Genomic DNA, 26652 nt, shown 5'->3' on the forward strand with positions numbered 1-26652 from the left:
TTCTGTAGCTATGGCCGTCGGGATGCCGCGCGAAGTGCCCCCTGAACTTCGGCACACTCTGAAGCTCGCCGTCGTGGGTCAGCTCCTGTCGCTACGGCCGTCGGGATGCACCGCCAAGTGCCCTCCGAACGCAGACACGCGAGCTGATGGAAGCCTCGATCCTCGCTATCCGTTCGTTCAGAGCGAACGCGGAATTCGTTAGCACTCGAGCTCCTCGAGTGCTAATCTGGTGTCAGTTGAGTCGAGTCGACTCAACTTCACAATCAGAGAGGAGAAACCATGGCCACCTACGACCCGTTCCGTGACCTCGACCGCCTCGCGTCGAGCCTCTTCGACACGCGCCGCGGCCCGCGCCGCATGCCGATGGACCTCTACCGCGACGGCGATCACTACGTGCTGACCGCCGACCTGCCGGGCATCGACCCGGGCTCGGTCGACATCGACGTCGATGGCCAGCTGCTCACGATCCGCGCCGAGCGCACGCTGCACAGCGGCGACGACGTCAAGTGGATCACGCGCGAGCGCGAGGGAGCCAGCTTCCTGCGACAGCTGAACCTCGGCCAGGGCATCGACACCGACCGCATCTCGGCGAACTACAACAACGGCGTGCTGAGCGTCACCATCCCGGTGAGCGAGAAGGCGAAGCCGCGCAAGATCGAGGTCACCTCCGACACCTCGCAGCACGTGCTGCAGACCCACGAGAGCAGGGCCGATCAGGAGGAGCCGCAGCCGATCGAGCAGTGATCGCCTGCGTCACCGTCGAGAAGCGCCCGGGTCCCGGTGGACCCGGGCGTTTCGCTGCATCCACGCGCCACCCCGACGAAGTGAGGCGTCCGAGTCCTCGCGACCCCGGATCGGTCAGTCTTCGTGCGGCTGCTTCTTCCGCAGCTTCGCCGTGAGGTCGCGCAGCTGTGCGAGTTCCTCGTCGGTGAGCCCAGACATCCGCTCGGCGATGGCCCGGCCGTGGGCGCTCGCGATGCGGCGGAACAGCGAGGCGCCGGTCTCGGTCGCACGCACGAGGGATCCGCGGCCGTCGTCGGGATCGGCGCACTTGGAGATGAGGCCGCGCGCCGCCATGCGGTCGACCAGCCGCGACACGCTCGGCTGGCTGATCAGCATGTTCGCCGTCACATCGCGCAGCCGGGCGGTCATGTCCTCGCCGCGAGTGACCGTCAGCAGCACGTCGTACTCCGCCTGGCTCAGCGTGTCTTCCTTGAAGTCGCCGTTCAGGTCGCCGAACACCTCGTGCTGCGCGCGGAACAGGCTCTCCCACGCATCGATGGCAAGGCGGCGATCGGTCATACCGACAAGATTAGAGCGAAGTGAGACCCATAGGCTGGCGACATGGGGACTGGACTGGTCATGCCGCTCGATAGCCCGCGCCGGAGGGCCTCGGCCGCCTCAGTGATCGTCGCCCTCGTCCTCGGACTCGTCGCCGCCGTCTTCGGCGTCGGTGCCGCCCCGGCCCGCGCCGATGTGAACGACTTCGAGTTCGAGAGCCTCGACGTCGAGTACCAGCTCGGCCGGGCCGAGGACGGCACGAGCACCCTCACCGTGGTCGAGACCTTCGTCGCGCTGTTCCCCGACCACGATCAGAACCGGGGGATGCAGCGACTCATCCCGGACTCCTACCTCGGCGCCCCGCTGCACCCCGACCTCGTCTCGATCACCGACGAGAGCGGCGCCACGCGTCCCTCCGAGGTCGAGGAGGAGGACGACTTCTACATCATGACCTCGCGCGCCGACGACTACGTCCACGGCCGCCAGACGTACGTCTTCACGTACACGCTGCGAAACGTCACGCGCGCGTTCGCCGACACCGCGGCGGACGAGTTCTACTGGGACGTCAACGGCACGGCCTGGGCCCAGCCGTTCGGCCGGATCACCGCACGCGTGGTCATCCCCGATGACATCACCGCGGCGCGCACCGGCGAGCAGGCCTGCTACGTCGGGCCGCCGGGTTCGACACAGACGTGCCCGGTCACCGGCGATGGCGCGGTGGTCGAGGCATCCGCCGGCCCCGTCGCGCCGTACGAGACGATGACCGTCGCCATCGGCTTCGAGCCCGATACCTTCACCGAATTCGACTCCTCCTACCTGGCCTCGCCCTGGGGATGGGTGCAGGGACTGGCCGCGCTGCTCGGGCTCGGCGGGGCGATCATCCTCGGTGTGCGCACGCGGCGGCGTGCCCTGCGCGACGAACCGGGCCGGCCCGTGATCATCGCCGAGTACACGCCGCCCCGGGGAATCGACGCACTCGAGAGCGCCGTTCTGCTGGGGCTGAGCACGAAGGCCATCCCCGCCGAGGTGCTCGAGCAGGCCGTCGTGGGCAGCATCCGCATCGAAGAGGGTGCGGCGAAGATGTTCGGCGGTACCAAGCTGAAGGCGGTGCTGCTCGATCCCTCGAGAGCGGACGGAGACGGGCGGATGCTGCTGCAGGGCCTCTTCCCGCAGGGGATCCCCGGCGAGGAGTTCGAGTTCGGCCGCACCGACACCCGGTTCTCGACAGCGGCCCAGAACATCCTGAAGGCAGCGAACCAGGAGCTGGTCACGCGAGGACTTCGGCGCCCGGTGCCCGCCGGAGCACGCGCGTGGCCCGTGGCCCTCGCCGCCCTCGCGGTGGTCGTGGTCTTCATCTCGGGGTTCGTCGCACTCGAGAACGGCGTGCAGCCGCTCGTCCCGATCGCGCTCATCATCGCGTCGGTGGTCGTTCTGCTGCTGGTCATCGGGCTCATCGTCCACAAGCCCCTCACCGCAGCGGGCGCCGAGACCCGCGACCACCTCGCCGGTCTGAAGCAGTTCATCGACTGGGCAGAGGCCGACCGCATCCGCATGCTGCAGTCGCCGCAGGGCGCCGAGCGGATGCCGGTCGACACCGGCGACCCGCGCGTGATGTTGAAGCTGTACGAGACGCTTCTGCCCTACGCGGTGGTATTCGGGCAGGAGAAGCAGTGGGCCCGAGAGCTCGCCGTGCTCTACGGCGAGCAGAACTCGCCCACCTGGTACGTCGGCAGTGCCGGCTTCAACGCAGCGGCGTTCTCGTCGGGCATCTCGAACCTCTCGTCCAGCAGCGCGTCTGCGTCGTCCTCCGGCGGCTCGAGCGGCGGCGGCTCGGCCGGTGGTGGCGGCGGTGGCGGAGGAGGCGGCGGCGTCTGACGCGGCCTAGCCGATCCACCCGGGTTCGGGAAGGGGCTTGGCCTCCGGGCCCGGGCGCGGAACGCTGGGGCGAATGAGGATCACCGATACGAGCGACCTGTGGTGGAAGTCCGCCGTCATCTACTGCCTCGACGTCGAGACGTATCTCGACTCCAACGGCGACGGCGTGGGCGATATGCAGGGGCTGGCCTCCCGCATCGACTACCTCGCGCAGTTGGGTGTGACGTGCATCTGGCTGATGCCGATCTACCCGACACCCGACCGCGACGACGGGTACGACGTCACCGACTTCTACGGCATCGATCCGCGACTGGGCGACCACGGAACGTTCGTCGAGATGGTGCGCACCGCCCGGGACCGTGGCATGCGCGTCATCGTCGACCTCGTCGTCAACCACACGTCGGATCGGCATCCGTGGTTCCTGGCCGCCAAGCGCAGCGTGAACTCGCCGTTCCGCGACTACTACGTGTGGCGAAGCGATCCGCCGCCCAAGGGTCAGAAGAACTCGGTCTTCCCGGGCGAAGCCGACGGCATCTGGACGAAGGACGAGAAGTCGGGTCAGTGGTATCTGCACAGCTTCTACGAGCACCAGCCCGATCTGAACGTCTCCAACCCGCGCGTGCGGGATGAGATCGCGCGCACCGTGGGGTTCTGGCTCCAGCTGGGGGTCTCGGGCTTCCGGGTGGACGCGGTGCCGTTCCTGCTCGAGGTGCCCGAGGGCGCCGACATGGCCAATCCGCATGACTTCCTTCGCGACGTCCGCCGATTCCTGCAGCGACGGTCGAGCGAGGGAGTGCTCCTGGGCGAGGTGAACCTGCCGTACGAGCAGCAGGTCGCCTACTTCGGAGCCGACGACGACGGCCAGGAACTGACGATGCAGTTCGACTTCGCCGCCATGCAGCGGCTGTACCTGTCTCTGGTGCGTCGAGATCCGGCACCCCTCATCGAGACGCTGACCTCGCGCCCGAAGCTGCCCATCGAGACGCAGTGGGCGAACTTCCTGCGCAATCACGACGAACTGACCCTCGATCAACTCAGCGAAGACGAGCGACAGGAGGTGTTCGAAGCCTTCGCGCCGGATGAGAAGCAGCGAGTGTTCGGACGCGGGATCGTTCGGCGGCTGCCCCCGATGCTCGAAGGCGATCCGCGTCGCATCCGCATGGCGTACAGCCTGCTGTTCACGCTGCCGGGCACGCCCGTGCTGTTCTACGGCGAAGAGATCGGCATGGGCGAGAACGCCGAGGTTCCGGGGCGCCAGGCGGTGCGGACGCCGATGCAGTGGTCGAAAGACAAGAACGGCGGATTCTCGGATGCCGCAGCCTCACGTCTGCCGCTTCCGCAGCCGACGGACGGCTACGCGCCGCAGCACATCAACGTCGCGGACCAGATCGAGGATCGAGGCTCGCTGCTGCACTTCTTCCGCGACCTGATCTCGCGCTACCGCATCTCGCCCGAGCTCGGATGGGGCGAGTTCGAAGTGATTCCGCAGAGCGTTCCGGCGGTTCTCGTGCACTCGCTGCGCGCCGATGTCGGACGGATGGTGGCGGTTCACAACTTCGCCGACGTGCCCGCGATGATCCGGTTCGCCGTCGAGGATGAGCCTGACGGCGCGTCCCTCGTCGACCTGCTCGCCGCCGATCGCATCCCGTTGGACGAGAAGGGCGAGGTGGAATTCGAGATCCCGCCGTACGGCTTCCGGTGGCTGCGCGTGGCGCGGCCTGGAGACGGGCGCGTGACCTGACAACGCTGGACCACAGTGAAGGGCCGGTCGGAGAGGCAACCGACCGGCCCTTGTCCCTGCACCAAGAGTGTCCTGCAATCACATGCCGGCAGCTGCCACAGCAAACAACTACCGTTCCTGGACTCTATAACGAAGAGATAACGAGAGCAAGGGTGCTCGTTACCTTTTCGTGACTTCTTCGATCAACACGGCAGCACAGGCTCCGGCGGCGACGCAACCCCCTCGTGATCTCGTGGTGCGCTTCCTACCGTGACGGCCAGGACGACGAAAGGTGGACCCGGTGATGGCGCAGGAGCGGACGGTGTCGGACGTGATCGTCGAGCGGCTGGCGGACTGGGGTGTGTCGCGCGTATACGGATACAGCGGCGACGGCATCAACGGTGTGCTCGAGGCCATCCGACGATCGGAGGGCGACGTCTCGTTCGTTCAGGCGCGCCACGAGGAGAACGCCGCGTTCATGGCCGTGGGCGAGGCGAAGTACGCCGGCGGAGTCGGCGTGGTGCTCTCCACACAGGGGCCCGGCGCCGTGCATCTGCTCAACGGGCTCTACGACGCCAAGCTCGACCGCGTCCCGGTCGTCGCCCTCATCGGACAGCAGCACCGCAGCGTGCTCGGATCGGGGTACATGCAGGAGATCGACCTGCGCACCCTCTTCTCGAACGTCGCGGCGCACTACGTCGTCGAGGTGAACACCGCCGAGCAGGTGCCGATGGTCCTCGATCGCGCGTTCCGGACTGCGCGCGCGACCAGTGCCCCGACGGTGGTGATCCTGCCTCACGACGTGCAGTCCGAACCTGCGCCGGAGCTGCCGCACGAGCACGGCATCGTGCCGACCGCGCCGACGTTCGACGTCCCGTCGGTGCGCGCATCCGCCGACCGGATCGCGGAGGCCGCGAAGCTGCTGTCCGCCGCGCGCAGGCCCGCGTTCCTGGTCGGCAAGGGAGCCGCCGGAGCGGTCGATCAGGTCGCCGCACTCGCAGAGCATCTGGGAGCGGGGATCGTGACCAGCCTGCTCGGCAAGCCCTATGTCGACGAGCGGTCCTCGCTGGCCGCGGGCACGATGGGGCACCTCGGCACGACCGCGAGCGCTCAGGTCTTCGCCGGGTGCGATGCCTTGCTCATCATCGGGTCGAACGATCCGTGGACCGAGTTCTATCCCGCGCCGGGCCAGGCGAGAGTCGTCCAGATCGACATCGATCCGGCGATGATCGGCAATCGCAGCGCCGTCGATGTGGGGCTCGTCGGCGACGCGGCCGCCACGCTCGACGCGCTGCGCGAGGCTGTGCCGCCCGCGGCCGACACGGAATGGCGGGCGCGGGTGGAGGAGTTCGTGGCAGTGTGGCGGTCGGTGAGCGCGCAACGCGCAGAAGTCGATGCCGAGCCGGTGAACCCCGAGGCGGCGATGCGGGCGCTCAACCAACACCTTCCCGACAACGCGCGTGTCTCGCTCGACGTCGGCAGTGTCGTGTACTGGTACGCCCGCCAGCTCCTCCTTCCTCCGGGTGTACCCGCGCACGTCTCCGGGACGCTCGCGAGCATGGGGTGCGGCTTGCCGTACGGCCTCGCCGCCAAGCTGACGGCGCCGGATCGACCGGTCATCGTCCTTGCCGGCGACGGCGGAATGCAGATGACGGGACTTGCCGAGCTGGTGACGGTGGCCGACCGCTGGCGCGACTGGGCCGACCCCCGCTTCGTTGTCGCCGTGTTCGACAATCGGGACCTCGCCGAGGTCAGCTGGGAGCAGCGCGAGATGGAGGGTGCGCCCCGGTTCGACGAGAGCCAGCGTCTGCCGGCCGTGCCGTACCACGAGTACGCGTGCATGCTCGGGCTCGCCGGCGAGCGCGTGGCGGACGTCGCGGATCTCGATGCGGCCTGGGAACGCGCCTGGGCGGCGGACCGGCCGTGTGTGCTCTCGATCCTGACGGATCCCGCGGTGCCGCTGCTGCCGCCGATGGCCGCCGCGGAGAAGAGCATCGGGCAGATGCGGTCGTCGCTGGAAGCGGAGGATGCGGCGGGCGGTCGCTATGCGGAGCGTGCGCGGCTCCTGCTCGACGCCTACGTCGAGATCGAGGCGCGGCTCGGAGCGAGTACCGCCGGCTGAATCTCCGGATGGGACCGCGGGAGGGCAAGAGTAAGGGCCGGTCGGAGAGGCAACCGACCGGCCCTTGTCCCTTGCACCAAGAGTGTCCTGCAATCACATGTCGGCAGCTGCCACAGCAAAACAACTACCGTTCAAGAACCGTATAACGGAGAGGTAACGAGGGCAAGGGTTTGCGTTATCTTTCCGTGATTTTCCCGAGCCGCTCATCGATCGCCGTTCGGAGCGCTCCAGGATCGACTCCGAGCGTCCACTCCGAGAACTCGGCGACGAAGTGCTTCTGTGCCGGATGATCGACCGCACCGGTGCTGTTCACGTACGAGCCGCCCCCGTCGACGGCGATCAGGATGCGTATGGCGGCGGCCTCGGCATCCTGATCGGTGAAGTCGCCCGACGCGATGCCGTCCTCGATGAGGCCGACCAGACGAGCGCGGTCGAGGGCGTCCTGCTCTTCGAGTGCGGCATTGAGGGCCGGACTGAAACGCGACAGATGCCGGGCGTTGAGCCACAGCCGAGCGAGCGGAAGTGACGCGCCGCTCTCGATGTGACCGACGAAGTCCGCCAGGCGGCCGAGCGGGTCGCCGTCGACCGGGAAGAAGTGCTCGCGCTCGGCCACGGCGGCCCGCGCGAAGGCCTCGACGACGAGGTCTTCGGCGGCAGGGAAGTAGTGGGTGATCAGACCGGGACGCACGCCGAGGCGGTCCGCGACCGCCCGCAGCGTGATGCGTTCGAGCCCTTCATCGAGCGCGATCGTGGCCGCGTGCGCGAGGATCTCTTCGCGGCGCTCCTCGGGGCGCTTTCGGGATCGGACGGAGATCGCGCTTGACGCCATGCAATCCATGCTATTGACTATGTGACCAATAGTCCATTGGGCACGTGACCAATAACGCTGACGTTAGGTCCGGAGAGGAAGCTCATGTCCCAGCTCCACACCGTCGACGACGAGTTCGTCGACACCGCAAGCCGGCCCGAGACGCGCGGCATCGAACTGATCGACGACGCCGAGCGGCACGGCCGGGCGCGCGACCTGTTCCTGGTCTGGGCCGCGCCGGGTGTCAGCATCCTGAACTTCACGGTGGGAGCGACGCTCATCCTCCTCGGGCTCGAGGTGTGGCAGGCGATCGCGGTGATCCTCGCCGCCTCGGTGCTGTGGATCCTCCCGGGCCTCATCGCGGCGAGCGGTCCCGCGGCCGGCACATCGGGCTCCGTCGTCACCCGTGCGATGTACGGGATCCTCGGCAACCGCCTGTTCGTGGCATTCGTGGGCTGGTTCATCGGAGCGGTGTTCCTCTCGCTCACCTGGCTCGCCTCTTCCTTCATGGGCGCCGACCTGCTGCGCCGGCTCGGGCTCGACGATCCGGTCTGGGTGCCGATCGGGGTGACACTGGTGGTCTCGGCCATCACGATCCTCGTCGCGATCTTCGGTCACGGCCTGATCCTCCGGGCCTACCCGGCCATGGCGGCCGTGCTGTTCGTGATCTTCCTCGTCGTCGCCGGCTTCATCCTGCCGACGGTCGACTGGCAGTACGCGGCGCCCGTCCCGCTGAGCGGCGTCGAGGCGTGGTCGGCGATGTCCATCGGGTTCACGATCCTCGCGTCGACGCCGCTGTCGTTCATCAACAGCCCCGACATCGCCCGTTACCTTCCGCGTTCCACGAAGCCCGCGCATATCGCCGCCGCCACCGCGCTGGGCGGAGCGGTGCCCTTCATCGTCTTCACGACGATCGGGGCGCTGCTGGCGACCGGTCTCAGCGCGGCCGCCTTCGACTCCGGGATCGATCGAGCGCTGTTCGACCTGCTCCCCGGCTGGCTCGGACCGGTCCTCGTCGTCGGGGTCATCGTCAACACGATTGCGCTGAACGCCATGACCGCGTACACATCGAGCATGGCACTGCAGGCGATCGGGTTCCGCCTGCGCCGCATCCCTGCGGCGATCATCGTGGGAGTCGTGGGCACCGCGCTCACGATCTACCTGGTGCTGTCGTCGAACCTGCTCGAGGCAGCGAACCTGATGCTGCAGTTCCTCGTGGTCGTCTCGGGACCCGCGATGGCGATCTTCGTCGTCGACGTGCTGTTGCGGCGATACGCCTACGACGGAGTCGATCTCTTCGACGACCGGCGCGGAGGCCGCTACTGGTACACCGGCGGGTGGAGCATTCCCGGACTCACCGCGCTCTTCCTCGGCGGAGCGACCACCGCGCTGTGCCTCGCTACCGAGGTGTGGGCGGGGCCGATCGCGCAGGCGACCGGGTTCATCGATCTGTCGGTCCCGGCAGGCATGCTCGTGGCGGGGGTCCTGTACGCGCTCCTCGTGCGCACGCCGCTGGCGAAGGAGGGACGTCCGTGAGCACGCTCTATCGCCACGGCCGCGTCTTCACCGCCGATCCGGATCCGGCTGCGGCATGGGCCGAGGCTTTCGTCGTCGACGGCGCAGTCATCGCCTGGGTGGGCGGTCAAGCCGACGCTCCCGGCGCCGACGAGACGGTCGACCTCGACGGCCGCCTCGTCCTGCCCGGATTCACCGACGCCCACACGCACCTCCTGATGATGGGGACCGCTCTGGGCGAGGTTCCGCTGACGGATGCGCGCAGCCTCGACGAGATCCAGGCACGACTCCGCGCCGCACGCGCCGCCGCCCCGGATGCGACGGTGCTGTGGGGCCGGGGCTGGCTCTTCGACTCCGTGCCCGGTGGCAAGCCGACGGCCGCGATGCTCGATGCGGCGGTGTCCGACATCCCCGTCTACCTCGACGCGAACGACTACCACTCCTGCTGGGTCAACTCGGCGGCGCTCGCCGAGCTCGGCATCACGCGTGAGACGGTCGACCCGTTGGGCGGCGAGATCGTGCGCGATCGCGACGGCGAGCCGTCCGGCCTCCTCCTCGAGACTGCCGCCACGCAGTATGCATGGGCGCACCGCGACGCCGTCACGACCGACGCGGAACGGGATGCCGCGGCCGAGCGCGTCCTCGACGCGTACCTCGCGGCGGGCGTCACCGGCGCCGTCGACATGGCTTTCGACGATCTGGGGCTGGCTGCGTTCCAGCGAGCGCAGGACCGGCGCGGCGGCGTGCTTCCGCTCCGGATCGCCGCCCACTGGTTCGTGGCCAACACCGGCGACGATGCCGAGAATCTGGCGCAGGTCGCCCGCGCGGCGGAGCTGGCTCAGAGCCCCGCGACACCGTGGCTGCGCGTGGTCGGGATCAAGCTGGTGCTCGACGGGGTGATCGATGCGTGCACGGCGGCGATGCGGCATCCGTATTCGGACGGCACGAACGCCGCACCCATCTGGCCGGCCGACCGCCTCGACCCGGTGGTCGCGGCGGCCGATGCCGCGGGACTGCAGGTCGCTCTGCACGCGATCGGCGATCTCGCGAGCGATCTCGCCCTCGACGCGATCGAGCGGGCCGCGTCTGTCAACGGCGATCGCCCGCGGCGCCACCGCATCGAGCATCTCGAGTACGCGGCCCCGGGCACGGCTGAGCGCATGGCGCGCCTGGGCGTGACGGCGTCCATGCAGCCGGTTCACGCCGACCCCGCCATCTTCGCGAACTGGGCGGAGATGCTCGGCGACGAGCGGGTGGACCGTGCGTTCCCGTGGCCGGAGTACGAAGACGCGGGCGCGCTGCTGGCGTTCTCGACCGATGCGCCCACGGCGCCGTACGAGGCGCTGGCCAACATGTACGTCGCATCGACCCGCGCTTCGGCCCTCGACGCGTCCGTTCCGGCCGTGCACCCGCAGTATGCGCTCCCGCTCGGGCGGGCGATCGGTCACGCGACGCGCGACGCAGCGGCGTCGGTGGGCGACGACACCTGGCGCGGACGTATCGCACCGGGTTTCGCGGCGGACATCGTCGTGCTCGACCGCGATCCGTTCGCGCTCGGCGAGCCGGCTCTGCTCGAAGCCCGGGTGGTTCAGACGATCGTCGCCGGGCGCACGCGCTTCGAGGCTGACGCGAGCGAGCGAAGAGAGGCTTGACGCGGGGCGGAGGATGTGTACAGTGTGAACATATTATCGCCCCGACCACGGAGGTCGTCATGCTGAGCACATCCGTTCACCCGCTCCCGCCCGTCGCCGACGCCGAGACGTGGCGTCGCGAGCTGGACGAGCTGCGCGTCCGTGAGAAGGCGGCGACGCGCGAGCTCGACGCGATCGCCGCGCAGCGCCGGCGGCTGCCGATGGTCGAGCTGCCCGAGTACACGCTCGTCGGCGAGGACGGTCCTGTTCGCCTCGCCGAGGTTTTCGGCGACCGATCCCAGCTCATCACCTACAGCCACATGTGGTTCGAGGGAAAGGAGTGGCAGTGCTCGGGCTGCACCGGGTACACGTCGCAGTTCACGCGACTGGACTTCCTCGAGCCCTATGACGCGAAGTTCGTGATCGTGACCCAGGGCCCGATCGACGAGGCGCTCGCCTACAAGGCCAAGGTCGGAAACCAGATGGAGTGGTACTCCACCGCCGACAGTCCCTTCGGTGCCGATATGGGCGCGCCGAAGGGCGCCGGCTTCGCGGTCAACGTCTTCCTGCGCGACGGCGACACGGTCTACCGGACGTGGCACACCGACGGTCGCGGCACCGAACAGCTCAGCCACACCTTTCCCCTCATCGACCTGCTCCCGTACGGGCGGCAGGAGCCGTGGCAGGACTCGCCGGAGGGCTGGCCGCAGCACGAGACCTTCGACGGCTGGCTGAGCTCGCACAGGATCGCCGAGCTGTACGGAGCCGGTTCGCGCGACGCCTGAGCTCACCGGGTAGGCCAGGATGGAGCGGATGAGCGCTCAGCCTGCCACCCGCGTCCTTCGTGCGAGCCTCGCTGCCGGAGGCCTGTGGCTCCTGGTCGCCGCCGTGCGCGGCATGCTCTCCCAGGTCGCAGCCGGCCTCGCGGCGCTCGGCACCGTGATCCCGGACGTCGTCCCTCTCTCGGTCTGGCTCTGGCCAGGCGCCTGGCCGGCAGCGACGGTGATCATCGGCGCCGTGGCTGTCGCCGCCTGCCATGCGCTCTACACGGCGGTGGTGGCACGCGACGGCTCGGCATCGGTCGTCGGATCGTGGTTCGCGGCTGTCGCGGCGGGCGCGACCGTCGGGCTCGCGTTCGATATCGCCGCGGGCTTGAGCTCGGTGATGATCGTGGGACCCCGCGGGCTGCTCGGCGGCGAGTTCGGGGCGACTGCCGCCGCGGGCGCGCTGTGGGGCCTTGTCGTGGGATGGATGCCGGGGCTCCTCGCCGTTCGCCGTTCACCGCGGGCGGCGACCTCGCCCGTGCGGCGCTCCTGGTTCGCCGCGACCGCCGGTCTCGCCGTGGTCGCGGTGATCGCCGCGGCGATGGCGGGCAACGACGCCCAGCGCGCCTTCTACGAAGCCGCGGCCCAAGAGGAGGCCGCCCGTCAGCACGAGGCCGCGGACAGGATCGGCGCTGTGCCCGACCCGGCAGCGCAGGGCGATCCGGTTCCGGCTGAGGCCGCGGCATCCGCACCCCTCGACGCCCGATGGTGCACGGCGGAGCGCGCGACGCTTCTGCTCGGCGCGAGCGACGCCGCCACCGGCCACCGCATCCAGTCGGTGGAGCTGATGAACTTCTCCGACGCGCCGTGCGTGGTCGAGGGCTATCCCGACATCGCCTTCGGCGACCAGAACGACCACCTGCTCGACGTCACGATCGAGCGGGGCAGCTCATTCATGGCATCCGATCCGGGTCCGCAGCGGATCGAGGTGCCGGCCGGCGGATCCGCGGTGGCATCGCTGGGCTGGGACGCCGCATCCACACACGGGGCGCTCGTCGGCGCCACTCTGTGGGCGGCTCCCGTCGCCGGCATGACGCGGGGATCGTGGCCGGTCGAGCTCGACATCGTCGAAGGCGCGACGGTCGCCGTCACGGCGTGGCGAGTGCAGAACGGCCCGGCGGGCGGCGAAGGCTAGCCTCGCCGTCCCCACCGCTCAGTACCAGTTCGTCGCCTGCGAGTGACCCCAGGCCGCGCACGGAGTGCCGTAGGCGCGGGAGATGTAGTCGAGGCCCCACGCGACCTGCGTCGCCGCATTGGTCTGCCAGTCCGAGCCGGCGCTGGCCATCTTGCTGCCGGGCAGCGCCTGCGGAATGCCGGTGGCACCGCTCGAGGCGTTGTAGGCCTGGTAGTTCCAGTTCGACTCCTTCTCCCACAGCGACGCGAGGCAGGAGAACTGATTGCCGCCCCAGCCGTAGTTCGCCGACGCCAGCTGCTGCGCGGTGGCCTTCGCGCCTTCGGGAGTGTTCGCGGCTGCGAGGGCCGCTGCAGCCGCGGCGGCGGCTTCGGCCTGACGCTGCGCCTCGGCAGCGGCGGCAGCGGCGGCGGCGGCAGCCGCCTCTTCGGCGGCCTTCTGCGCGCGAGCGGCGTCGAGGCGCTCCTGGAGCGCGGCGACGCGGTCGGCGACGACACGCGTCTCGGTCGACACCTCGTCCTCGACGTTGGGCAGCAGAAGGAGGGGGAGCACGTCGAGGTCGGCCAGGCGTTCGATCGCACCACGGAGGTCCGACGTCGGGACGGCGGTGCTCTCCGCGCCGAGGTCGAGCCCCGATCCGGTGATCTCGGCCGAGACGGCGTCGGCGTCGACGAGCGCGAGGCGCGCGTCCTGCAGCGTCGTCTCGGCGTCCGTCGTGATCTCGCGGAGCGTCTCACCTCCCGTCAGCGGCGTCGCGGTCGACGCGACGGCCGACAGCGCGGCCGGGGCCGCAGCGGCTGCGGCGGCGACGGTCGATGTCGATACGGCCGCGAAACCGGTCGTCGCGAGGACGCCCAAGGTCGCGCCGACGGCGACGAGGGGCACGAATCGGAGGCGCGAGCGGCGGGAACGGAGCGAACGGCGAGAGGGCGTGGACGAGTGATCTGAGTGCATGGGGGTACGTACGATCCTTCGGGTGGAGCACGCCGGCAGAGCGGCGTTGTGCGCCGTCGGGTCGGACGCACAAGTTCCCGATTCTGCGCACTCGATCTGGACGAGTCCTCCGGGTTCGCTGGGCGAATCGTGTACGCGGGGGAGCCGAGAGGCCCGCACGTGCGCGCTCGTGGGTCGGCTCGTGCGCGTACCCAGGCGGGGATTTCGCAGGACGCGACCCTCGAGCGGGCGACGCAGGCCGGGAGGTGTCTCCGCGGGTCAGCTCGTGCGGGTTGCGCGGTCGGGATTGCGCGGAAGATGCCCCTCGAACGGTCGCGCCAGCCGCCCAGACCAGGAGATGACGGATGCCGGGGGCTGCGGCATCCGGATCCGTCAGATCGTCCGGTGCGCGGTGTAGTACGCCAACAGCGCCTGAGTCGAGGCGTCCTGCGCGGTCAGTGCCTGCTCGTCGCCTTCGAGGGCCGGAGCGATCTGCATGGCGAGCTGCTTGCCGAGCTCGACACCCCACTGGTCGAACGAGTTGACGCCCCATACGACGCCCTGTGTGAAGGTGATGTGCTCGTAGAGGGCGATGAGCTGACCGAGCACCGCCGGGGTGAGCGCCGGAGCGAAGATCGACGTCGTCGGCTTGTTGCCGGCGAAGGTGCGAGCGGCCACCAGCGCTCCCGTCGTGCCTTCCGCCTCGACCTCGTCAGCCGTCTTGCCGAACGCCAGGGCCTTGGTCTGCGCGAGGAAGTTCGACAGGAAGAGCCCGTGCACGTCACGGCCGTCATCGGCGAGCGGGTACGCGGGGTTGGCGAAGGCGATGAAGTCCGCCGGAATGAGCCGGGTCCCCTGATGGATGAGCTGATAGAACGCGTGCTGCCCGTTGGTGCCGGGCTCGCCCCAGAAGACCTCTCCGGTATCGGTCGTGACGGGGCTCCCGTCCCAGCGCACCGACTTGCCGTTGGACTCCATCGTGAGCTGCTGAAGGTACGCGGCGAAGCGGCTGAGCTGCTGCGCATAGGGCAGCACGGCGTGCGACTGGGCACCCAGGAAGTTCGTGTACCAGACGTTGAGCAGGCCCATCAGCACCGGCACGTTGCGATCGAGCGGCGTCGTGCGCACGTGCTCATCGACGGCGTGGAAGCCGGCGAGCAGCTCGCGGAAGACATCGGGTCCGAGCTCGATCATCAGCGAGAGGCCGATGGCCGAGTCCACCGAGTACCGGCCGCCGACCCAGTCCCAGAAGCCGAACGCGTTGTCGGTGTCGATGCCGAACGCGGCGACCTTGTCGAGCGCGGTCGAGACGGCGACGAAGTGGTGGGCCACGGCATCCGTCTTCGCGTCGTCGCTGCCGTCGATCGCGCCCGCGCTCTCGAGGCCGGCCCACAGCCAGTCGCGGGCGAGGCGTGCGTTGGTCAGGGTCTCGAGCGTCGTGAACGTCTTCGAGGCGACGATGAAGAGCGTGGTCTCGGGATCGAGCCCCGTGGTCTTCTGCGCCAGGTCGGTGGGGTCGATGTTCGAGACGAACCGGGCCTCTATGCCGGCGGTGGCATACGGCTCGAGCGCGGCCGAGACCATGACCGGGCCGAGGTCGGAGCCTCCGATCCCGATGTTCACGAGGTGGGTGACCTTCTTGCCCGTCACACCTGCCCACTCGCCAGAGCGGACGCGGTCGGCGAATGCCGTCATGGCGTCCAGCACCGCGTGCACGTCGGCGTCGATGTCCTGCCCGTCGACGACGAGAGCGGGGGATGCCGAGGCGGGGCGTCGCAGCGCCGTGTGCAGCACCGCGCGGTCTTCGGTGGTGTTGATGTGCTCGCCGGCGATCATGGCGGCGTAGCGCTCGGCGACGCCGGTCTGCTCGGCGAGGCGCACCAGGGCGGCGACGATGTCGTCGGTCACCAGATTCTTCGACAGATCGACGTGCAGGTCGGCGAGCGGCAGCGTGAGGCGCTCGACGCGCTGCGGATCCTCGGCGAACCAGGCGCGGAGATCAGGCGCGAACGCATCGCGGAGGGAGCTGAGCTCGGCCCAGGCGGACGTGGCGGTGGCATCGACGGGGGCGGTCACGCCCTTTACGGTACTCGTGCCGGGCGGCGTGTTGGTTTCGCGATGCTCACGACCGGACGCGGCCGGCTGTGAGCGAGTGGCCCGACATAGGACTCCGCGCGGCATCGCGAGTCACGCGCGCCAGGTCGCCTAGGGTGAGGCCATGCCCGTGAGTCAGAGCCGCCGCGCCCGCGCGGCTCGCCGCCGGACGCGACGCGTTGCGGCGGCCGACAACGACCTCACCGGCGACGAGTGGGAGGCGATCGTCGAGGCCTGGGGCGCCTGCGCCTACTGCGGTGTCGGCGACGGACCGTTCCAGAAGGATTGCGTGCTGCCGATCTCGCGCGGCGGTCGCTACACGTTCGAGAACGTCGTCCCCGCGTGTCGCTCGTGCAACGCCAGCAAGTGCAACGACGAGGTCACCGGCTGGCTGCGCCGCAAGCGCCTCGACGAGCGCGCGTTCCTGCTGCGGCACGTCGAGATCCTTGCCGCGTGGCGGATGGCGGCGGTCGCTGCGCCCGCCGAGGGCGCGAGCGTCCCGACGCTACCGCCGACGCCGTAGCGAGGCTCAGGCGGGCAGCTGCACGACCGTCACCGGGCGTCCGTCGATGCAACGGGCAGCGGCATCCGGCTCGTCCACGATGACCACGATCCCTGCGGCACCGGGCGCCCGGCGCGGCCTCCTCTGGCCGACGCTCGCCGCGACTGCGCGTCCGCTCGCTCAGTCGGCTTCCGGGCGCGCCAGCAGGGCGATCCCGTCGAGCACGGCGCGGTGGGTCGCCGCCGACCCGAGCACGCGGAAGTGGCCGGGGGTCGCGACCTCGACGTTCGTCGCGCCGTCGAGGGCGCTGCCCTCCGGAATGTGCGGGTCGAAGGGGCCGAAGACCGAGACGATGCGCCCGTTCACCGACGTGTCGCGTCCGAGCCTGACGATCGTCTCGTCGCCTGGCAGGAACGCCCGGATGCTCGGGTCGACGAAGAGGCGCGCGCGTCGAGCGCCGCCGAACGGCGTCGCCACCGCAACCAGGCCGAGAAGACCCAGCGGGCGACCCCCCGAGGGTGGCGTGGCGCTCGCAGCGGCATCCGCCGCATCGCCGCCGGCCGCTGCCTCCCTCGCCGCGTCGCCCGCCGCGCCGGACCTGATGAGCAGGTGCTTGCCGATGAGGCCGCCCTTGCTGTGGGCGACCAGCACGCGGCCGGCGGCAGGTGGGGGCAGCCGTTCGAGCAGGCGACCGAGCTTGTCGGCCGTGTCGGGGATGCCGCGCCGGTTCACGCCCAGCCCGTGGACGACCCGGACACGGTGACCGGCGTCGGACAGCGCGTCCCCGAGAGGGCGCAGGAAGGTCCAGTGCTCGTACACCCCGGGAAGGAGGAGCACTTCGGGCAGCCCCGCGTCACCTCGGTGCCAGGCCGCCGGCACGGCGCGCGCCCGGCCCGCCGCCCACGGCAGCGAGAGGATCGCGAGCTGACGCTTCGCGGCGTAGAGGTAGTCGGCGGCCCACCACAACGCGCGCCGCAGAACGGACGCCGGCTTGCTCGGCATGCGTGCTCAGACGGCGCGCACGCTGTTGTTGCGCTTGTCGTGGGTCAGCTCGACCAGCCCGAGCTCTTCGAGGAGCGGCGGCAGATACATGCCGAATCGTCCCCGGTAGCCCTTCCGCAGCCCGTACCAGCCGCCGACCGGGTTGGACGGGTCGCGCCCCCAGGCCTCGAGCGTTCCCTCGGCAGCGGGCTTCTGTTCGTCGGCGGCGCCGAGCGGCACCCAATCGGCCTTCGTGCGCAGCCACGCCGCCAGGTCTTCGATGGCGCTCACGTGGTACTTCAACGTCGTGCTTCCCACCTGGCACACGAGCGCCGGCGGGTCGGCCGCCTCGTCGCGGTACATCGTGTAATCGCTCGTGCCCGGGGCGGTTGTGAGCCGCCACGGGTCGTCGACGGTTCCCTGCCCAGTCATCTCGTGCCCTTCCGCTCCTCGCAGTCTGCGGGAGGAACGCGGCCGAGGCAAGAGGTGGTCAGCGGCTGTCGGTCGTGGCCAGGGCAGCGGGCGCTGGCGCGCCCCGGACGCCGGTGATGACCGACTCGACGACGGCCGCAGCGAGCGCATCGATCACCGGCGCAGGCTGCCACTGCACCGGGCCGTGCACGGCGATCTCGGCGAAGCCGTGCACGGCAGACCAGCACGCCCATTCCGCGAGAGGGCGGCGCTCGGGGGCGAGGGCTCCGGCGGCCACCATCTCGTCGAGCGTGTCGAGCAGCAGCTGGAAGGGCGCCACCACCTCGTCGTCGAGCGTCACGATCCCCTCGCTGGGCTCGGCATCCTGGGTCGAGAACGCCATCTCGAACCAGCCGCGCTCCGCACGGGCGAAGTCGATGTAGGCCAGGCCCACACGGCGGAGTCGTTCGACGGATGACTCGGCGGCAGGCAGCTCGGGTGGCGTGGCGGCCGCCCGTTCGACGATCGCACGGGCAAGCGCGAGCTGGGCCTCGGCGGCGACGGCGCGAACGAGATCCTCCCGGTCGGCGAAGTGGCGGTAAGCGGCATTGGGCGAGACGCCGACGGCGCGGGTCACCTCGCGAAGCGTGACGGCACCCGGACCGCCGGTGCGGGCGAGCTGCATCCCCTCGTCGATGAGGGCACGTCGGAGGTCTCCGTGATGATAAGTGCGCACCGTCGGGCCCACGCGCGCGGTGGCTCCGCGCGGCGCACCAGCGCCGCGTGAAGCCGGTGTGGGGAGAGTCATTGCGCCGTCCTCCCTGAGTGTGTACGGTGTGAACATCGAATGTGAACGGTGTCCACATTCAGGGTACAGCCCCTCCTCGCCTTTTTCTGAACCCCACACATCAAGGATCCCCATGAGTCAGTCCTCGCCCGCGGCGCCGGCGAACGAAGAGGCCCTGCAGTACAAGCCGGGTCCGCGCACCGTGCGCTACTTCTACCAGGTGCTGATCAACACCGCGCTGGCGAACATCACCTCGAGCTACCTGTGGTGGGCGCTGACCTTCTGGGCCTACCTCGAGACCCGGTCGGTGCTCGCGACCGCGATCATCGGCGGCTCCTACATGCTGCTGGTGGCGCTGCTCGGCGTGGTGTTCGGCGTCATCGTCGACCACATGAAGAAGAAGGCCGTGATGGTCATCTCCAGCGTGGTCACCCTCTCGACCTACCTCATGGCCGGCGCGCTGTACCTGTCGTTCCCCGAAAGCGTGCTCGTCAACTGGGGCGGACCCTGGTTCTGGGTGTTCGCCGGCGTGATCCTGATCGGCGGCGTGGTCGAGAACATGCGCAACATCGCGCTCTCGACGACGGTGACCCTGCTCGTTCCCGGCGATCGCCGCGACAAGGCGAACGGCCTCGTGGGCGCCGTGCACGGCATCGCGTTCATGGTGACGAGCGTCTTCTCGGGTCTGTCGGTCGGACTCCTGGGCATGGGGTGGACCGTCGTGATCGCCATCGTGGCGACCGCCTTCGCCCTGGTGCACCTGCTGTTCGTGCCGATCCCCGAGCGCGGCATCGCCCATGTGGAAGGCGAGGCGCCCAAGGGCTTCGGCTTCCGCGGCGTCATCCCCGCGGTGATGGTCGTGCCGGGCCTGCTCGCGCTGATCCTCTTCTCGACGTTCAACAATCTCGTGGGCGGGGTCTTCATGGCACTCATGGACCCGTACGGACTGACGCTGTTCTCCGTGGAGATGTGGGGCATCATCCTCGGCATCACGAGCTTCGGATTCATCATCGGCGGTGGGCTCGTCGCCAAGTTCGGCCTCGGCAAGAACCCGGTGCGCACGATGCTGCTCGTCAACATCGGCATCGCGGTGCTCGGCATGACGTTCGCGATCCGGGAGCTGTGGTGGATCTACGCCCTCGGCATCCTGGTCTTCATGTGCCTGATGCCGATCGCCGAGGCCGCCGAGCAGACGATCGTGCAGCGGGTCGTGCCGTTCGAGAAGCAGGGACGCGTGTTCGGCTTCGCGGCGAGCGTCGAATCGGCGGCGGCGCCGGTCTCGGCGTTCCTCGTCGGCCCCCTGGCGCAGTTCTGGCTGATCCCGTACATGAACTCGCAGGCCGGGCAGGATTCGCTCGGCTGGCTGCTCGGCGAGGGCGAGGCGCGCGGCATCGCTCTGGCATTCGTCGGGGCGAGCGCGGTGCTGCTGGTCGTCGTGCTCCTCGCGTTCGTGTCGAAGCCCTACCGCGATCTCTCCGCCGCCTACGCCGCCGCCCCGCCGTCCCTGCAGGCCGACGACGAGGCAGGGAATGCGGAGGGTGAGGGCGCGCCGGATGTCGAGGCTGCGGCATCCGTCACCGCCGAGGCCGCCGTCGGTGCCGGAGCCGACGCCGGCAGCCGTGCAGATGCGGATGCCGGCGAACAAGAGGCCGCCCGCCGGGCCGGCAAGGACCTGCGCTCGAGCGTTCGCTGACCGTCGCAGCCGAGGCCCCCTCGCACCGGGACGCGGCCCTCCCTCAGTCGAGCTCGGGGGTGCGCGGGGGAGCGGACCTCCGGGGCCGCAGCGCCTCGAACGACGCGGCCCAGGCGAGAAGCTCGGAATCGGCGTACGCGCGCCCGGCGAAGGTCAGGCCGACCGGCATCCCGATGTCGGCCATGGTTCCCATCGGCACGGTGACCGTCGGAATCCCCAGGTGCCGGATCGCGAGGTTGCCGTTGGCGACCCACACGCCGTTACGCCACGCGAGAGCCGCGGAGTGCTCGTTCACATCGGCGTCAGCGGGGGCGACGTCTGCGACGGCCGGGAAGAGCACCGCATCCAGGCCGAGCCGCGACATCCAGTCCTCCAGGTCGATCCGGCGGGTCTCTTCGAGACCCTGCACGCCGGCTTCGATCTCGGGGATGTCGGTGAACGAGTCGTACGGGTGGTCGCGCACCTGTGCCGGATACGTCGCGATGTCGTCGTCGAAGCCGGTGTACCGGTCGGGCAGAGCGCCCTCAGGATGGGGGAAGATCGACGCACCGTCGACATCGGCCAGCCGATGCAGTGACGGATCGCCGTTGGCGCGAAGGAAGTCGTCCCACGCCCAGGCCGAGAGATCGACGATCTCTCGGCGGAGGTACTCGGGTGACACGAGTCCTCGCGTCGAGATCGTCGGCGCTCCGGGCCGGTCGCCCTCGTAGTTGCTGACGACGGGGAAGTCGACTTCGACGACTTCCGCGCCGGCCGTCTCGAGGTCGCGGCGGGTCTGCTCCCAGAGCGCGATGATCGAGTCCCGCGTCTCGATCCGGGTGCCGGTCGGCCCGCCGATGCCGCCGTCCGGGTCGGTGCCGGCGTCGGGATCGGCGTTGATGTACATGCGCGGCACGCCGAATCGCCTCCCGGCGAGGGTGGCGCGCGCGCCGTCGGTGTCGGTCGGCGTCAGCTCGGGGTACGACGCGGGGCGGGTGGCCGAGGCATCCGGAATCCGCAGCCAAGGCTGAGCGCGCCAGAAGTCGCCGCGCGTCTCAGGGTCGTCGGTGGCGAGCACGTCCACGATCTCGAGCAGGTCCGCCATCGTGCGGGTGTGCGGCACGACGACGTCCATGGTCGGCACCAGCGGCCAGTTGCCGCGCACCGAGATGACGCCGCGCGAGGGCGTGTAGGCGCACAGAGCGTTGTTCGAGGCGGGGGCCCGGCCGCTCGACCACGTCTCTTCGCCGAGACCGAACGCCGCGAACGACGCAGCGGTCGCCGTGCCCGAGCCGTTCGACGAACCGGAGCCGAATGCCGACGTCAGAAAGTCGGCGTTGTACGGGCTCTCGGCGCGGCCGTAGAGCCCGCGCTGCATGCCGCCGTTGGCCATCGGGGGCATGTTCGTGAGCCCGAGAAGGATGCACCCGGCAGCACGCAGCCGCTCGATCGAGAACGCGTCGCGCTGCGCGACCAGGTCGGCGAACGCGGGTGAGCCCGCCGCCACGGTCAGACCCCGCACCATGAACGAGTCCTTGGCGGTGTAGGGGATGCCGTCGAGCGGGCCGAGGGTGCGCCCCTCGGCGCGACGACGATCGGATGCCGCGGCCTCGGCTCGCGCGTCGGGATTGCGCACGATCACAGCGTTCAGCGCGGTCGCCGTGCCGGGTGCGTCGTACGTGTCGATGCGTGCGAGGTAGGCGTCGACGAGGTCGACGGCGCTCACGCCGCCGGACTCGAGGGCTGTGCGCAGCTCGGCAATCGACTTCTCTACGACGGGGAACATGAGCTCACCTCTCGGCATTCGGTCGGCGAAACGTGCCCGGCAGCCGGATCGATGGGGCGGAATCGGCCAGCCTGGCCCCTTTGCGCGCTCATCGGACTGCGCCAGCCTGCTGTCCGGCACGCTTCGCCGCCGCGGCGACCTCGGGCTGCTGCTGAGTGATGCAGTGGATGCCGCCGCCGCCGGCGAAGATCTGTCGCGCATCGACGGTCACGGCGCGCCGGCCGGGGTAGGCCGCCTCGAGGATCTCGCGGGCCCGGGCATCCGCGCGCTCCTCGCCGAAGCCGCACGCGATGACGCCGCCGTTGACGACCAGGTGGTTGACGTAGCTGTAGTCGACGAATCCCTCGTGATCGCGAAGCGCGTCGGGCGCGGGCAGGTCGATGATCTCGAAGGTGCGGCCCGCGGCATCCGTCTGCCCGGCGAGGAACTCGCGAAGGGCGCGCGAGACGTCGAAGTCGGGGTGTTCCGGATTCTGCTGTGCGTGCAGCAGAAGGCGGCCGGGCGTCGCGATCGTCGCGACGATGTCGACGTGTCCGTTCGTGCCGAACTCGTCGTAGTCGCGCGTGAGTCCACGGGGGAGCCACACGGACTTCGTCGCGCCGATGGTGCGCGCGAGTTCGGCCTCGACGCGCGCCTTGTCAGCGAAGCGGTTGCGACGCGGGTCGAGCTGCACCGTCTCGGTCAGCAGCACGGTGCCTTCGCCGTCGACGTGGATGCCGCCGCCCTCGTTCACCAGCAGCGAGCTGACGAGCTCGGCGCCGACGAGGCCGGCCGTGAAGCGCGCGTGCTCGGCAGCCTTCTCCCACTGCGACCACTCCGGCGCACCCCAGCCGTTGAAGATCCAGTCGACCGCTCCCAGCACACCGGGCCGCTCGTCGTCGACGACGAACGTCGGACCGTGGTCTCGGAACCAGAACTCGTCGACGGGCGTCTCGACGAGTTCGATGGCGGAGTCCAGCATGCGGCGTGCGCGGTCGGCCTTCGACGGGTCGACGAGCATCGTGACCGGCTCGAACTCGACCACCGCGTTGGCCACCGCGCTCCACGCGGAGTAGAAGAGCTCCTGTTCGGCGGGATCGTCGCCGAGCGTGGGTCCGTCGGCGGGGAACGCCATCCACGTGCGCTCGTGCGGATCGCCCTCGTGCGGCATCCTCCAGCCCATCATCGCTCCTCAGTGCTAGTATTGATCAGCCGATCAATAAGTGAAGGTACCGACCCGGGCGGAGACATGTCAAGTACTGCACCCCGCACGCGCACTCGCAAGGCTCCCGCCGAGCGCGCCGCCGAGATCGTCGCTGCCGCGACCGCGATCGCCCGCGAGAACGGGTTGAGCGCGCTCACCCTGCGGGCTGTCGCCGAGCGCGTGGGCGTCGCGTCGGGGCTCATCGCGCACTACCAGCGGTCGATGGACGACCTCGTCGCTACGGTCTACACCGACCTCGTCGAGGAGGAGATCGGCGACATCCGCGCGTTGCTGCGGACTGAGACCGACTCCGTCGCCGGAATGCGCCTGCTGCTGCGGACGCTGCTGGACGGCTCGCGGGAGGACATCACCGTGGTGTGGGTCGAGGGCTGGGCGCTGGCGCGCCGCAACGAGTCGCTCGCCCGCGCCGTCCGCGCGCAGATGTCAGCGTGGCAGCAGCTGCTGGCCGACGCGATCGATGCCGGCCGCACGGACGGCGTCTTCCAGACCGAGAACACGCACGACGTCGCGTGGCAGCTCATGGGCATGATCGACGGCATCAACGCGCAGTCCCTCGTGCGCGATGTCGACCCTGCCACGGCGCTGACACAGCTGCGCCGCGCCGCCGAGACGCTGCTCGGCGCCGTGCCGGGCGCCCTCGCCGACTGAGTCGTCGCCCGGCTACGCTCACGTCATGCCCGGTGGACTCGAGGATCCCGTCGTCGTCGATCTCCCCCTCCGCGGCGACGGCTGGATGGCCGTGACGACACCGGCAGCGCGGGTGCCCAGCCACGGCGTCGACATCCTCGGACAGCGCTACGCCTTCGACTTCGTGAAGGTCGACGACCGGCCCGGGGTGCATGTGCACCCGGCATCGGGTCTCGTCGCCTCCACGGTGGGTGGGCGCACGAGCGAGTGCTACGCGTGGGGGGCTTCGGTGCACGCGCCGTTCGATGCCGAGGTCGTCAGCGCGGTCGACGGGATCGCCGAGCGCCGGTGGATCAATCCGTTCCGCGAATTCGGCCGCATGCTCTGGAACGGCCTCACCTTCCGTCCCGAGAAGATCCCGGCGATCCTCGGCAACCATGTCATCCTGCGCGCAGGCGACGTGTACGCGGGATTCGCGCATCTGATTCCGGGCAGCGTCGAGGTTCGCCCGGGTGACACCGTCACCGCCGGCGACGTCATCGGCCGCGTCGGCCACACCGGCAACTCGACCTCGCCGCACCTGCACTTCCAGCTGATGGACTCGGCCGACCTCATGACGGCTCAGGGCATCGCGTGCGCGTTCGCCGCCTACGAGGTGCGCGCGCCGGACGGGTCGTGGGTACGAGCAGAACGCGCCGTCCCCGGTGCACGGGAGCGGATCCGCTCGGTACCGGCGGCCGCCGGCGCGGCGTAGTTACCGCGCAGGTGTCTTCCGCGCAAGCCCCGTGCTCGGCATCCGACTCCCGTTCTAAGTTCGAGAGCAACGAACGGAGGACGCCATGACGAACCAGAACCCCCTCATTCCGCCCCTCGGAGACGACGACCGTGGAGCCGACGACGCGCAGGCGGGCGATGGCATTCTCGGGGACGACGACCGTCCGCTCGACCCGGATGTCGACGACAACCAGCTCGACAGCGCAGCTGCCGACGAACGCGCCGCCACGGAGGGCACCCTCGACGACGACGACGACGACCTGTGACATCGCGCCAGACCGCGCCCGCGCCGGTGACTGCGACCAGGGAGTCATCGTGAGCGCGATCCCGTCCGTGACGCTGAACGACGGAGCCTGGTTCCCCGAGCTGGGGCTGGGCACCTACAACCTGCGCGGAACGGAAGGCGTCGAGGCGATGGTCTCGGCGATCGAGACCGGGTACCGGCTGCTCGACACCGCGGTGAACTACGAGAACGAGCGCGAGGTCGGCGAGGCGGTGCGCCGCAGCGGAGTGCCGCGCGATGAGCTGCTGGTGGCGTCGAAGATCCCCGGCCGCCACCATGGCCGCCAGGAGGCCATCGACAGCGTCAAGGGCTCGCTCGGGATGCTGGACCTCGACCGCATCGACCTGCACCTCATCCACTGGCCGAACCCCAGCGTGGGCCGGTACGTCGACACCTGGCAGGGGCTCATCGAGGCGCGGCAGCAGGGACTGGTGCGCTCGATCGGCGTCTCGAACTTCACCGAGTCGATGCTCACGGAGCTCATCGAAGAGACAGGCGTGGTCCCGGCGGTGAATCAGGTGGAGCTGCACCCGTACTTCCCGCAAGAGAGGCTGCGCGCCTTCCACGCGCAGCACGGGATCCGCACCGAGAGCTGGAGCCCGCTCGCCCGTCGCAGCGAACTGCTGACCGAGCAGCTCCTGCACGAGCTCGCCACGATCTACGAGGTGACCCCGACACAGGTCGTGCTGCGGTGGCACACCCAGCTGGGCAGTACGCCGATCCCGAAGTCGTCGGACCCCGACCGGCAGCGCGAGAACGCCGACGTCTTCGACTTCACGCTCACCGAGGAGCAGATCGCCGCGATCAGCGCCCTGGAGCGCGGCCGCCTGTGGGGTGCCGATCCCGACACTCACGAGGAGATGTAGGGCCCGGCGCCGGGCCGGCGCCAGGCATCACGCGTCGGGAAGTGCGTCGAGCCACTCCGGATAGGTCTGTCGGCCGAGCAGGGCGCCAGGACCGGGCAGCAGCCTGCCCGACGTGAGCGCGTGGCCGTACGCGCCCGGCGGCGTCACCGCCGGGACGCGCCTCCGATATCCGATGGCGTGCGCGTAGTCACGGATCATGTCCGACAGGCTCTCTTCGCGCGGCCCGGCCAGATCGGCGGCTCTTCCGGAGGGCCCCGCCTCGGCCAGGTCCACAAGATGCTCGGCGACCTCGCGAACCGCGATGGGCTGCACCCGGCCGCGAGGAGCGGTGTGCACGCCGACGTGTCCGCGGTGGAAGAGCATGGCGGCGAACTCGTGGAACTGCGTGGCGCGCAGCACCGTCCACGGGATCGGGCCGCCGGCGATCAGCCTCTCCTGGACGAGCTTGCCGGCGTAGTAGCCGTCGGGCGCGGCCTCCGCTCCGACAATGGTGAGCGCGACATGATGCGACACCCGGGCTCGGCGCTCCGCGGTCAGGAGGCTCTTGGTGGCGCCGGCGAAGAACGACACCGAGACGTCCGGCTTCGCCGTCGTGACGTTGCTCACATCGATGACCGCGTCGGCGCCGTCGAGCCTGCCCGCGAGCCCGGCGCCGCTGAGCAGCTCGACTCCCGTGGCGCGTGACAGCACCGTGACCTCGTGCCCGCGCGCGTAGGCCACGTCGACGACATGCGCGCCGGTCAGCCCGGTTCCGCCGGCGATTGCGAGCTTCACGTCGTCCCCTCGTGTCGGCGCTTCGTGTCAGGTCTCCATCGTGTCGACTG

At 69.8% G+C, this 26652-nt stretch carries 24 protein-coding genes; 14 read left to right on the top strand and 10 right to left on the bottom strand.

Going from position 1 to position 26652, the window contains the following annotated elements; all coding sequences use genetic code 11:
- Positions 1-279: 279 nt before the first annotated feature.
- The gene (locus WYM_RS13115) at positions 280-744 is read left to right on the top strand and encodes an Hsp20/alpha crystallin family protein (protein ID WP_019181302.1); all 465 of its coding nucleotides are present in this window, start codon (positions 280-282) and stop codon (positions 742-744) included.
- Between the two features lie 114 nt (positions 745-858).
- Here the strand turns inward: WYM_RS13115 and WYM_RS13120 are convergent, their stop codons facing one another.
- Positions 859-1302, bottom strand: a complete 444-nt coding sequence (locus tag WYM_RS13120) for a MarR family winged helix-turn-helix transcriptional regulator (protein WP_019181303.1) — start codon at positions 1300-1302, stop codon at positions 859-861.
- 42 nt (positions 1303-1344) lie between these two features.
- Between WYM_RS13120 and WYM_RS13125 the strand changes: the two genes are divergently transcribed.
- From WYM_RS13125 to WYM_RS13135, 3 genes are all read left to right on the top strand, one after another.
- Complete coding sequence (locus WYM_RS13125; RefSeq protein WP_237739415.1) at positions 1345-3156, top strand: DUF2207 domain-containing protein; 1812 nt, start codon at positions 1345-1347, stop codon at positions 3154-3156.
- 73 nt (positions 3157-3229) lie between these two features.
- The gene (locus WYM_RS13130; RefSeq protein ID WP_019181305.1) at positions 3230-4897 is read left to right on the top strand and encodes an alpha-amylase family protein; all 1668 of its coding nucleotides are present in this window, start codon (positions 3230-3232) and stop codon (positions 4895-4897) included.
- Positions 4898-5180: 283 nt separating this feature from the next.
- Positions 5181-6998 (top strand): thiamine pyrophosphate-requiring protein, encoded by a 1818-nt coding sequence (locus WYM_RS13135; protein WP_040569346.1) that lies wholly within the window; start codon positions 5181-5183, stop codon positions 6996-6998.
- A gap of 175 nt (positions 6999-7173) precedes the next feature.
- Here the strand turns inward: WYM_RS13135 and WYM_RS13140 are convergent, their stop codons facing one another.
- Positions 7174-7827: a TetR/AcrR family transcriptional regulator gene (locus WYM_RS13140; RefSeq protein ID WP_019181307.1), complete on the bottom strand. Its 654-nt coding sequence runs from the start codon at positions 7825-7827 to the stop codon at positions 7174-7176.
- Between the two features lie 84 nt (positions 7828-7911).
- Here WYM_RS13140 and WYM_RS13145 point away from each other — a divergent pair, with 84 nt between their 5' ends.
- From WYM_RS13145 to WYM_RS13160, 4 genes are read left to right on the top strand one after another with little or no spacing between them, the layout of a single operon-like run.
- On the top strand, positions 7912-9342 hold the full coding sequence (locus tag WYM_RS13145) for a purine-cytosine permease family protein (protein ID WP_019181308.1): 1431 nt from the start codon (positions 7912-7914) through the stop codon (positions 9340-9342).
- Positions 9339-10973, top strand: coding sequence for an amidohydrolase (locus tag WYM_RS13150; protein WP_019181309.1), 1635 nt, complete (start codon positions 9339-9341; stop codon positions 10971-10973). Before WYM_RS13145 ends, WYM_RS13150 begins: the two co-directional genes overlap by 4 nt.
- A gap of 59 nt (positions 10974-11032) precedes the next feature.
- Positions 11033-11737 carry a DUF899 domain-containing protein gene (locus WYM_RS13155; protein WP_019181310.1) on the top strand — a complete coding sequence of 235 codons (705 nt, stop codon included), beginning with the start codon at positions 11033-11035 and terminating at the stop codon, positions 11735-11737.
- A gap of 28 nt (positions 11738-11765) precedes the next feature.
- Entirely contained in the window at positions 11766-12911 is a 1146-nt protein-coding gene (locus WYM_RS13160) for a DUF4232 domain-containing protein (RefSeq protein WP_019181311.1), read from the top strand.
- A gap of 18 nt (positions 12912-12929) precedes the next feature.
- Here the strand turns inward: WYM_RS13160 and WYM_RS13165 are convergent, their stop codons facing one another.
- Positions 12930-13793, bottom strand: a complete 864-nt coding sequence (locus WYM_RS13165; protein WP_040569349.1) for an outer membrane phospholipase A — start codon at positions 13791-13793, stop codon at positions 12930-12932.
- Between the two features lie 441 nt (positions 13794-14234).
- The gene (gene pgi / locus WYM_RS13170) at positions 14235-15917 is read right to left on the bottom strand and encodes a glucose-6-phosphate isomerase (RefSeq protein ID WP_019181313.1); all 1683 of its coding nucleotides are present in this window, start codon (positions 15915-15917) and stop codon (positions 14235-14237) included.
- 142 nt (positions 15918-16059) lie between these two features.
- Here pgi and WYM_RS13175 point away from each other — a divergent pair, with 142 nt between their 5' ends.
- The gene (locus WYM_RS13175) at positions 16060-16458 is read left to right on the top strand and encodes an HNH endonuclease (RefSeq protein ID WP_019181314.1); all 399 of its coding nucleotides are present in this window, start codon (positions 16060-16062) and stop codon (positions 16456-16458) included.
- A gap of 159 nt (positions 16459-16617) precedes the next feature.
- Here the strand turns inward: WYM_RS13175 and WYM_RS13185 are convergent, their stop codons facing one another.
- Genes WYM_RS13185 through WYM_RS13195 form a run of 3 tightly spaced genes read right to left on the bottom strand, consistent with a single transcriptional unit; the run spans position 16618 to position 18637 of the window.
- The gene (locus WYM_RS13185) at positions 16618-17439 is read right to left on the bottom strand and encodes an esterase/lipase family protein (protein ID WP_019181315.1); all 822 of its coding nucleotides are present in this window, start codon (positions 17437-17439) and stop codon (positions 16618-16620) included.
- A 6-nt stretch (positions 17440-17445) separates the two neighbouring features.
- On the bottom strand, positions 17446-17850 hold the full coding sequence (locus WYM_RS13190) for a DUF6855 family protein (protein WP_019181316.1): 405 nt from the start codon (positions 17848-17850) through the stop codon (positions 17446-17448).
- 58 nt (positions 17851-17908) lie between these two features.
- On the bottom strand, positions 17909-18637 hold the full coding sequence (locus WYM_RS13195) for a TetR/AcrR family transcriptional regulator (RefSeq protein ID WP_157525190.1): 729 nt from the start codon (positions 18635-18637) through the stop codon (positions 17909-17911).
- A gap of 112 nt (positions 18638-18749) precedes the next feature.
- On the opposite strand from WYM_RS13195, the gene WYM_RS20230 reads away from it, so the two are divergent.
- Positions 18750-20309 carry an MFS transporter gene (locus tag WYM_RS20230; protein ID WP_019181318.1) on the top strand — a complete coding sequence of 520 codons (1560 nt, stop codon included), beginning with the start codon at positions 18750-18752 and terminating at the stop codon, positions 20307-20309.
- A 43-nt stretch (positions 20310-20352) separates the two neighbouring features.
- On the opposite strand, the gene WYM_RS13205 is transcribed toward WYM_RS20230, so the two are convergent.
- Positions 20353-22074, bottom strand: coding sequence for an amidase (locus tag WYM_RS13205; protein WP_157525192.1), 1722 nt, complete (start codon positions 22072-22074; stop codon positions 20353-20355).
- Positions 22075-22162: 88 nt separating this feature from the next.
- On the bottom strand, positions 22163-23236 hold the full coding sequence (locus WYM_RS13210; protein WP_026059807.1) for an agmatine deiminase family protein: 1074 nt from the start codon (positions 23234-23236) through the stop codon (positions 22163-22165).
- A 66-nt stretch (positions 23237-23302) separates the two neighbouring features.
- Here WYM_RS13210 and WYM_RS13215 point away from each other — a divergent pair, with 66 nt between their 5' ends.
- The 4 genes from WYM_RS13215 to WYM_RS13230 all read left to right on the top strand — a co-directional run bounded on the left by WYM_RS13215 (position 23303) and on the right by WYM_RS13230 (position 25828).
- A complete protein-coding gene (locus WYM_RS13215; protein WP_019181321.1) occupies positions 23303-23926 on the top strand; it encodes a TetR/AcrR family transcriptional regulator in 624 nt (207 codons plus the stop codon).
- Between the two features lie 25 nt (positions 23927-23951).
- Positions 23952-24659, top strand: a complete 708-nt coding sequence (locus WYM_RS22390) for a M23 family metallopeptidase (RefSeq protein WP_019181322.1) — start codon at positions 23952-23954, stop codon at positions 24657-24659.
- An 85-nt stretch (positions 24660-24744) separates the two neighbouring features.
- A complete protein-coding gene (locus WYM_RS13225) occupies positions 24745-24945 on the top strand; it encodes a hypothetical protein (RefSeq protein WP_019181323.1) in 201 nt (66 codons plus the stop codon).
- A gap of 49 nt (positions 24946-24994) precedes the next feature.
- Positions 24995-25828: an aldo/keto reductase gene (locus WYM_RS13230; protein WP_019181324.1), complete on the top strand. Its 834-nt coding sequence runs from the start codon at positions 24995-24997 to the stop codon at positions 25826-25828.
- A gap of 27 nt (positions 25829-25855) precedes the next feature.
- Here the strand turns inward: WYM_RS13230 and WYM_RS13235 are convergent, their stop codons facing one another.
- Complete coding sequence (locus WYM_RS13235; RefSeq protein ID WP_019181325.1) at positions 25856-26602, bottom strand: SDR family oxidoreductase; 747 nt, start codon at positions 26600-26602, stop codon at positions 25856-25858.
- Between the last annotated feature and the right edge of the window lie 50 nt (positions 26603-26652).

This window comes from Microbacterium yannicii PS01 (assembly GCF_000304335.1).
Lineage (GTDB): Bacteria > Actinomycetota > Actinomycetes > Actinomycetales > Microbacteriaceae > Microbacterium > Microbacterium yannicii_A.

Bases quoted from the DNA above. Each gene is read 5' to 3' on its own strand.
- WYM_RS13115 (WP_019181302.1), top strand. From the start codon at position 280: ATGGCCACCTACGACCCGTTCCGTGACCTCGACCGCCTCGCGTCGAGC.
- WYM_RS13120 (WP_019181303.1), bottom strand. From the start codon at position 1,302: ATGACCGATCGCCGCCTTGCCATCGATGCGTGGGAGAGCCTGTTCCGC.
- WYM_RS13125 (WP_237739415.1), top strand. From the start codon at position 1,345: ATGGGGACTGGACTGGTCATGCCGCTCGATAGCCCGCGCCGGAGGGCC.
- WYM_RS13130 (WP_019181305.1), top strand. From the start codon at position 3,230: ATGAGGATCACCGATACGAGCGACCTGTGGTGGAAGTCCGCCGTCATC.
- WYM_RS13135 (WP_040569346.1), top strand. From the start codon at position 5,181: ATGGCGCAGGAGCGGACGGTGTCGGACGTGATCGTCGAGCGGCTGGCG.
- WYM_RS13140 (WP_019181307.1), bottom strand. From the start codon at position 7,827: ATGGCGTCAAGCGCGATCTCCGTCCGATCCCGAAAGCGCCCCGAGGAG.
- WYM_RS13145 (WP_019181308.1), top strand. From the start codon at position 7,912: ATGTCCCAGCTCCACACCGTCGACGACGAGTTCGTCGACACCGCAAGC.
- WYM_RS13155 (WP_019181310.1), top strand. From the start codon at position 11,033: ATGCTGAGCACATCCGTTCACCCGCTCCCGCCCGTCGCCGACGCCGAG.
- WYM_RS13160 (WP_019181311.1), top strand. From the start codon at position 11,766: ATGAGCGCTCAGCCTGCCACCCGCGTCCTTCGTGCGAGCCTCGCTGCC.
- WYM_RS13175 (WP_019181314.1), top strand. From the start codon at position 16,060: ATGCCCGTGAGTCAGAGCCGCCGCGCCCGCGCGGCTCGCCGCCGGACG.
- WYM_RS13185 (WP_019181315.1), bottom strand. From the start codon at position 17,439: ATGCCGAGCAAGCCGGCGTCCGTTCTGCGGCGCGCGTTGTGGTGGGCC.
- WYM_RS13190 (WP_019181316.1), bottom strand. From the start codon at position 17,850: ATGACTGGGCAGGGAACCGTCGACGACCCGTGGCGGCTCACAACCGCC.
- WYM_RS13195 (WP_157525190.1), bottom strand. From the start codon at position 18,637: ATGACTCTCCCCACACCGGCTTCACGCGGCGCTGGTGCGCCGCGCGGA.
- WYM_RS20230 (WP_019181318.1), top strand. From the start codon at position 18,750: ATGAGTCAGTCCTCGCCCGCGGCGCCGGCGAACGAAGAGGCCCTGCAG.
- WYM_RS13205 (WP_157525192.1), bottom strand. From the start codon at position 22,074: ATGTTCCCCGTCGTAGAGAAGTCGATTGCCGAGCTGCGCACAGCCCTC.
- WYM_RS13210 (WP_026059807.1), bottom strand. From the start codon at position 23,236: ATGGGCTGGAGGATGCCGCACGAGGGCGATCCGCACGAGCGCACGTGG.
- WYM_RS13215 (WP_019181321.1), top strand. From the start codon at position 23,303: ATGTCAAGTACTGCACCCCGCACGCGCACTCGCAAGGCTCCCGCCGAG.
- WYM_RS22390 (WP_019181322.1), top strand. From the start codon at position 23,952: ATGCCCGGTGGACTCGAGGATCCCGTCGTCGTCGATCTCCCCCTCCGC.
- WYM_RS13225 (WP_019181323.1), top strand. From the start codon at position 24,745: ATGACGAACCAGAACCCCCTCATTCCGCCCCTCGGAGACGACGACCGT.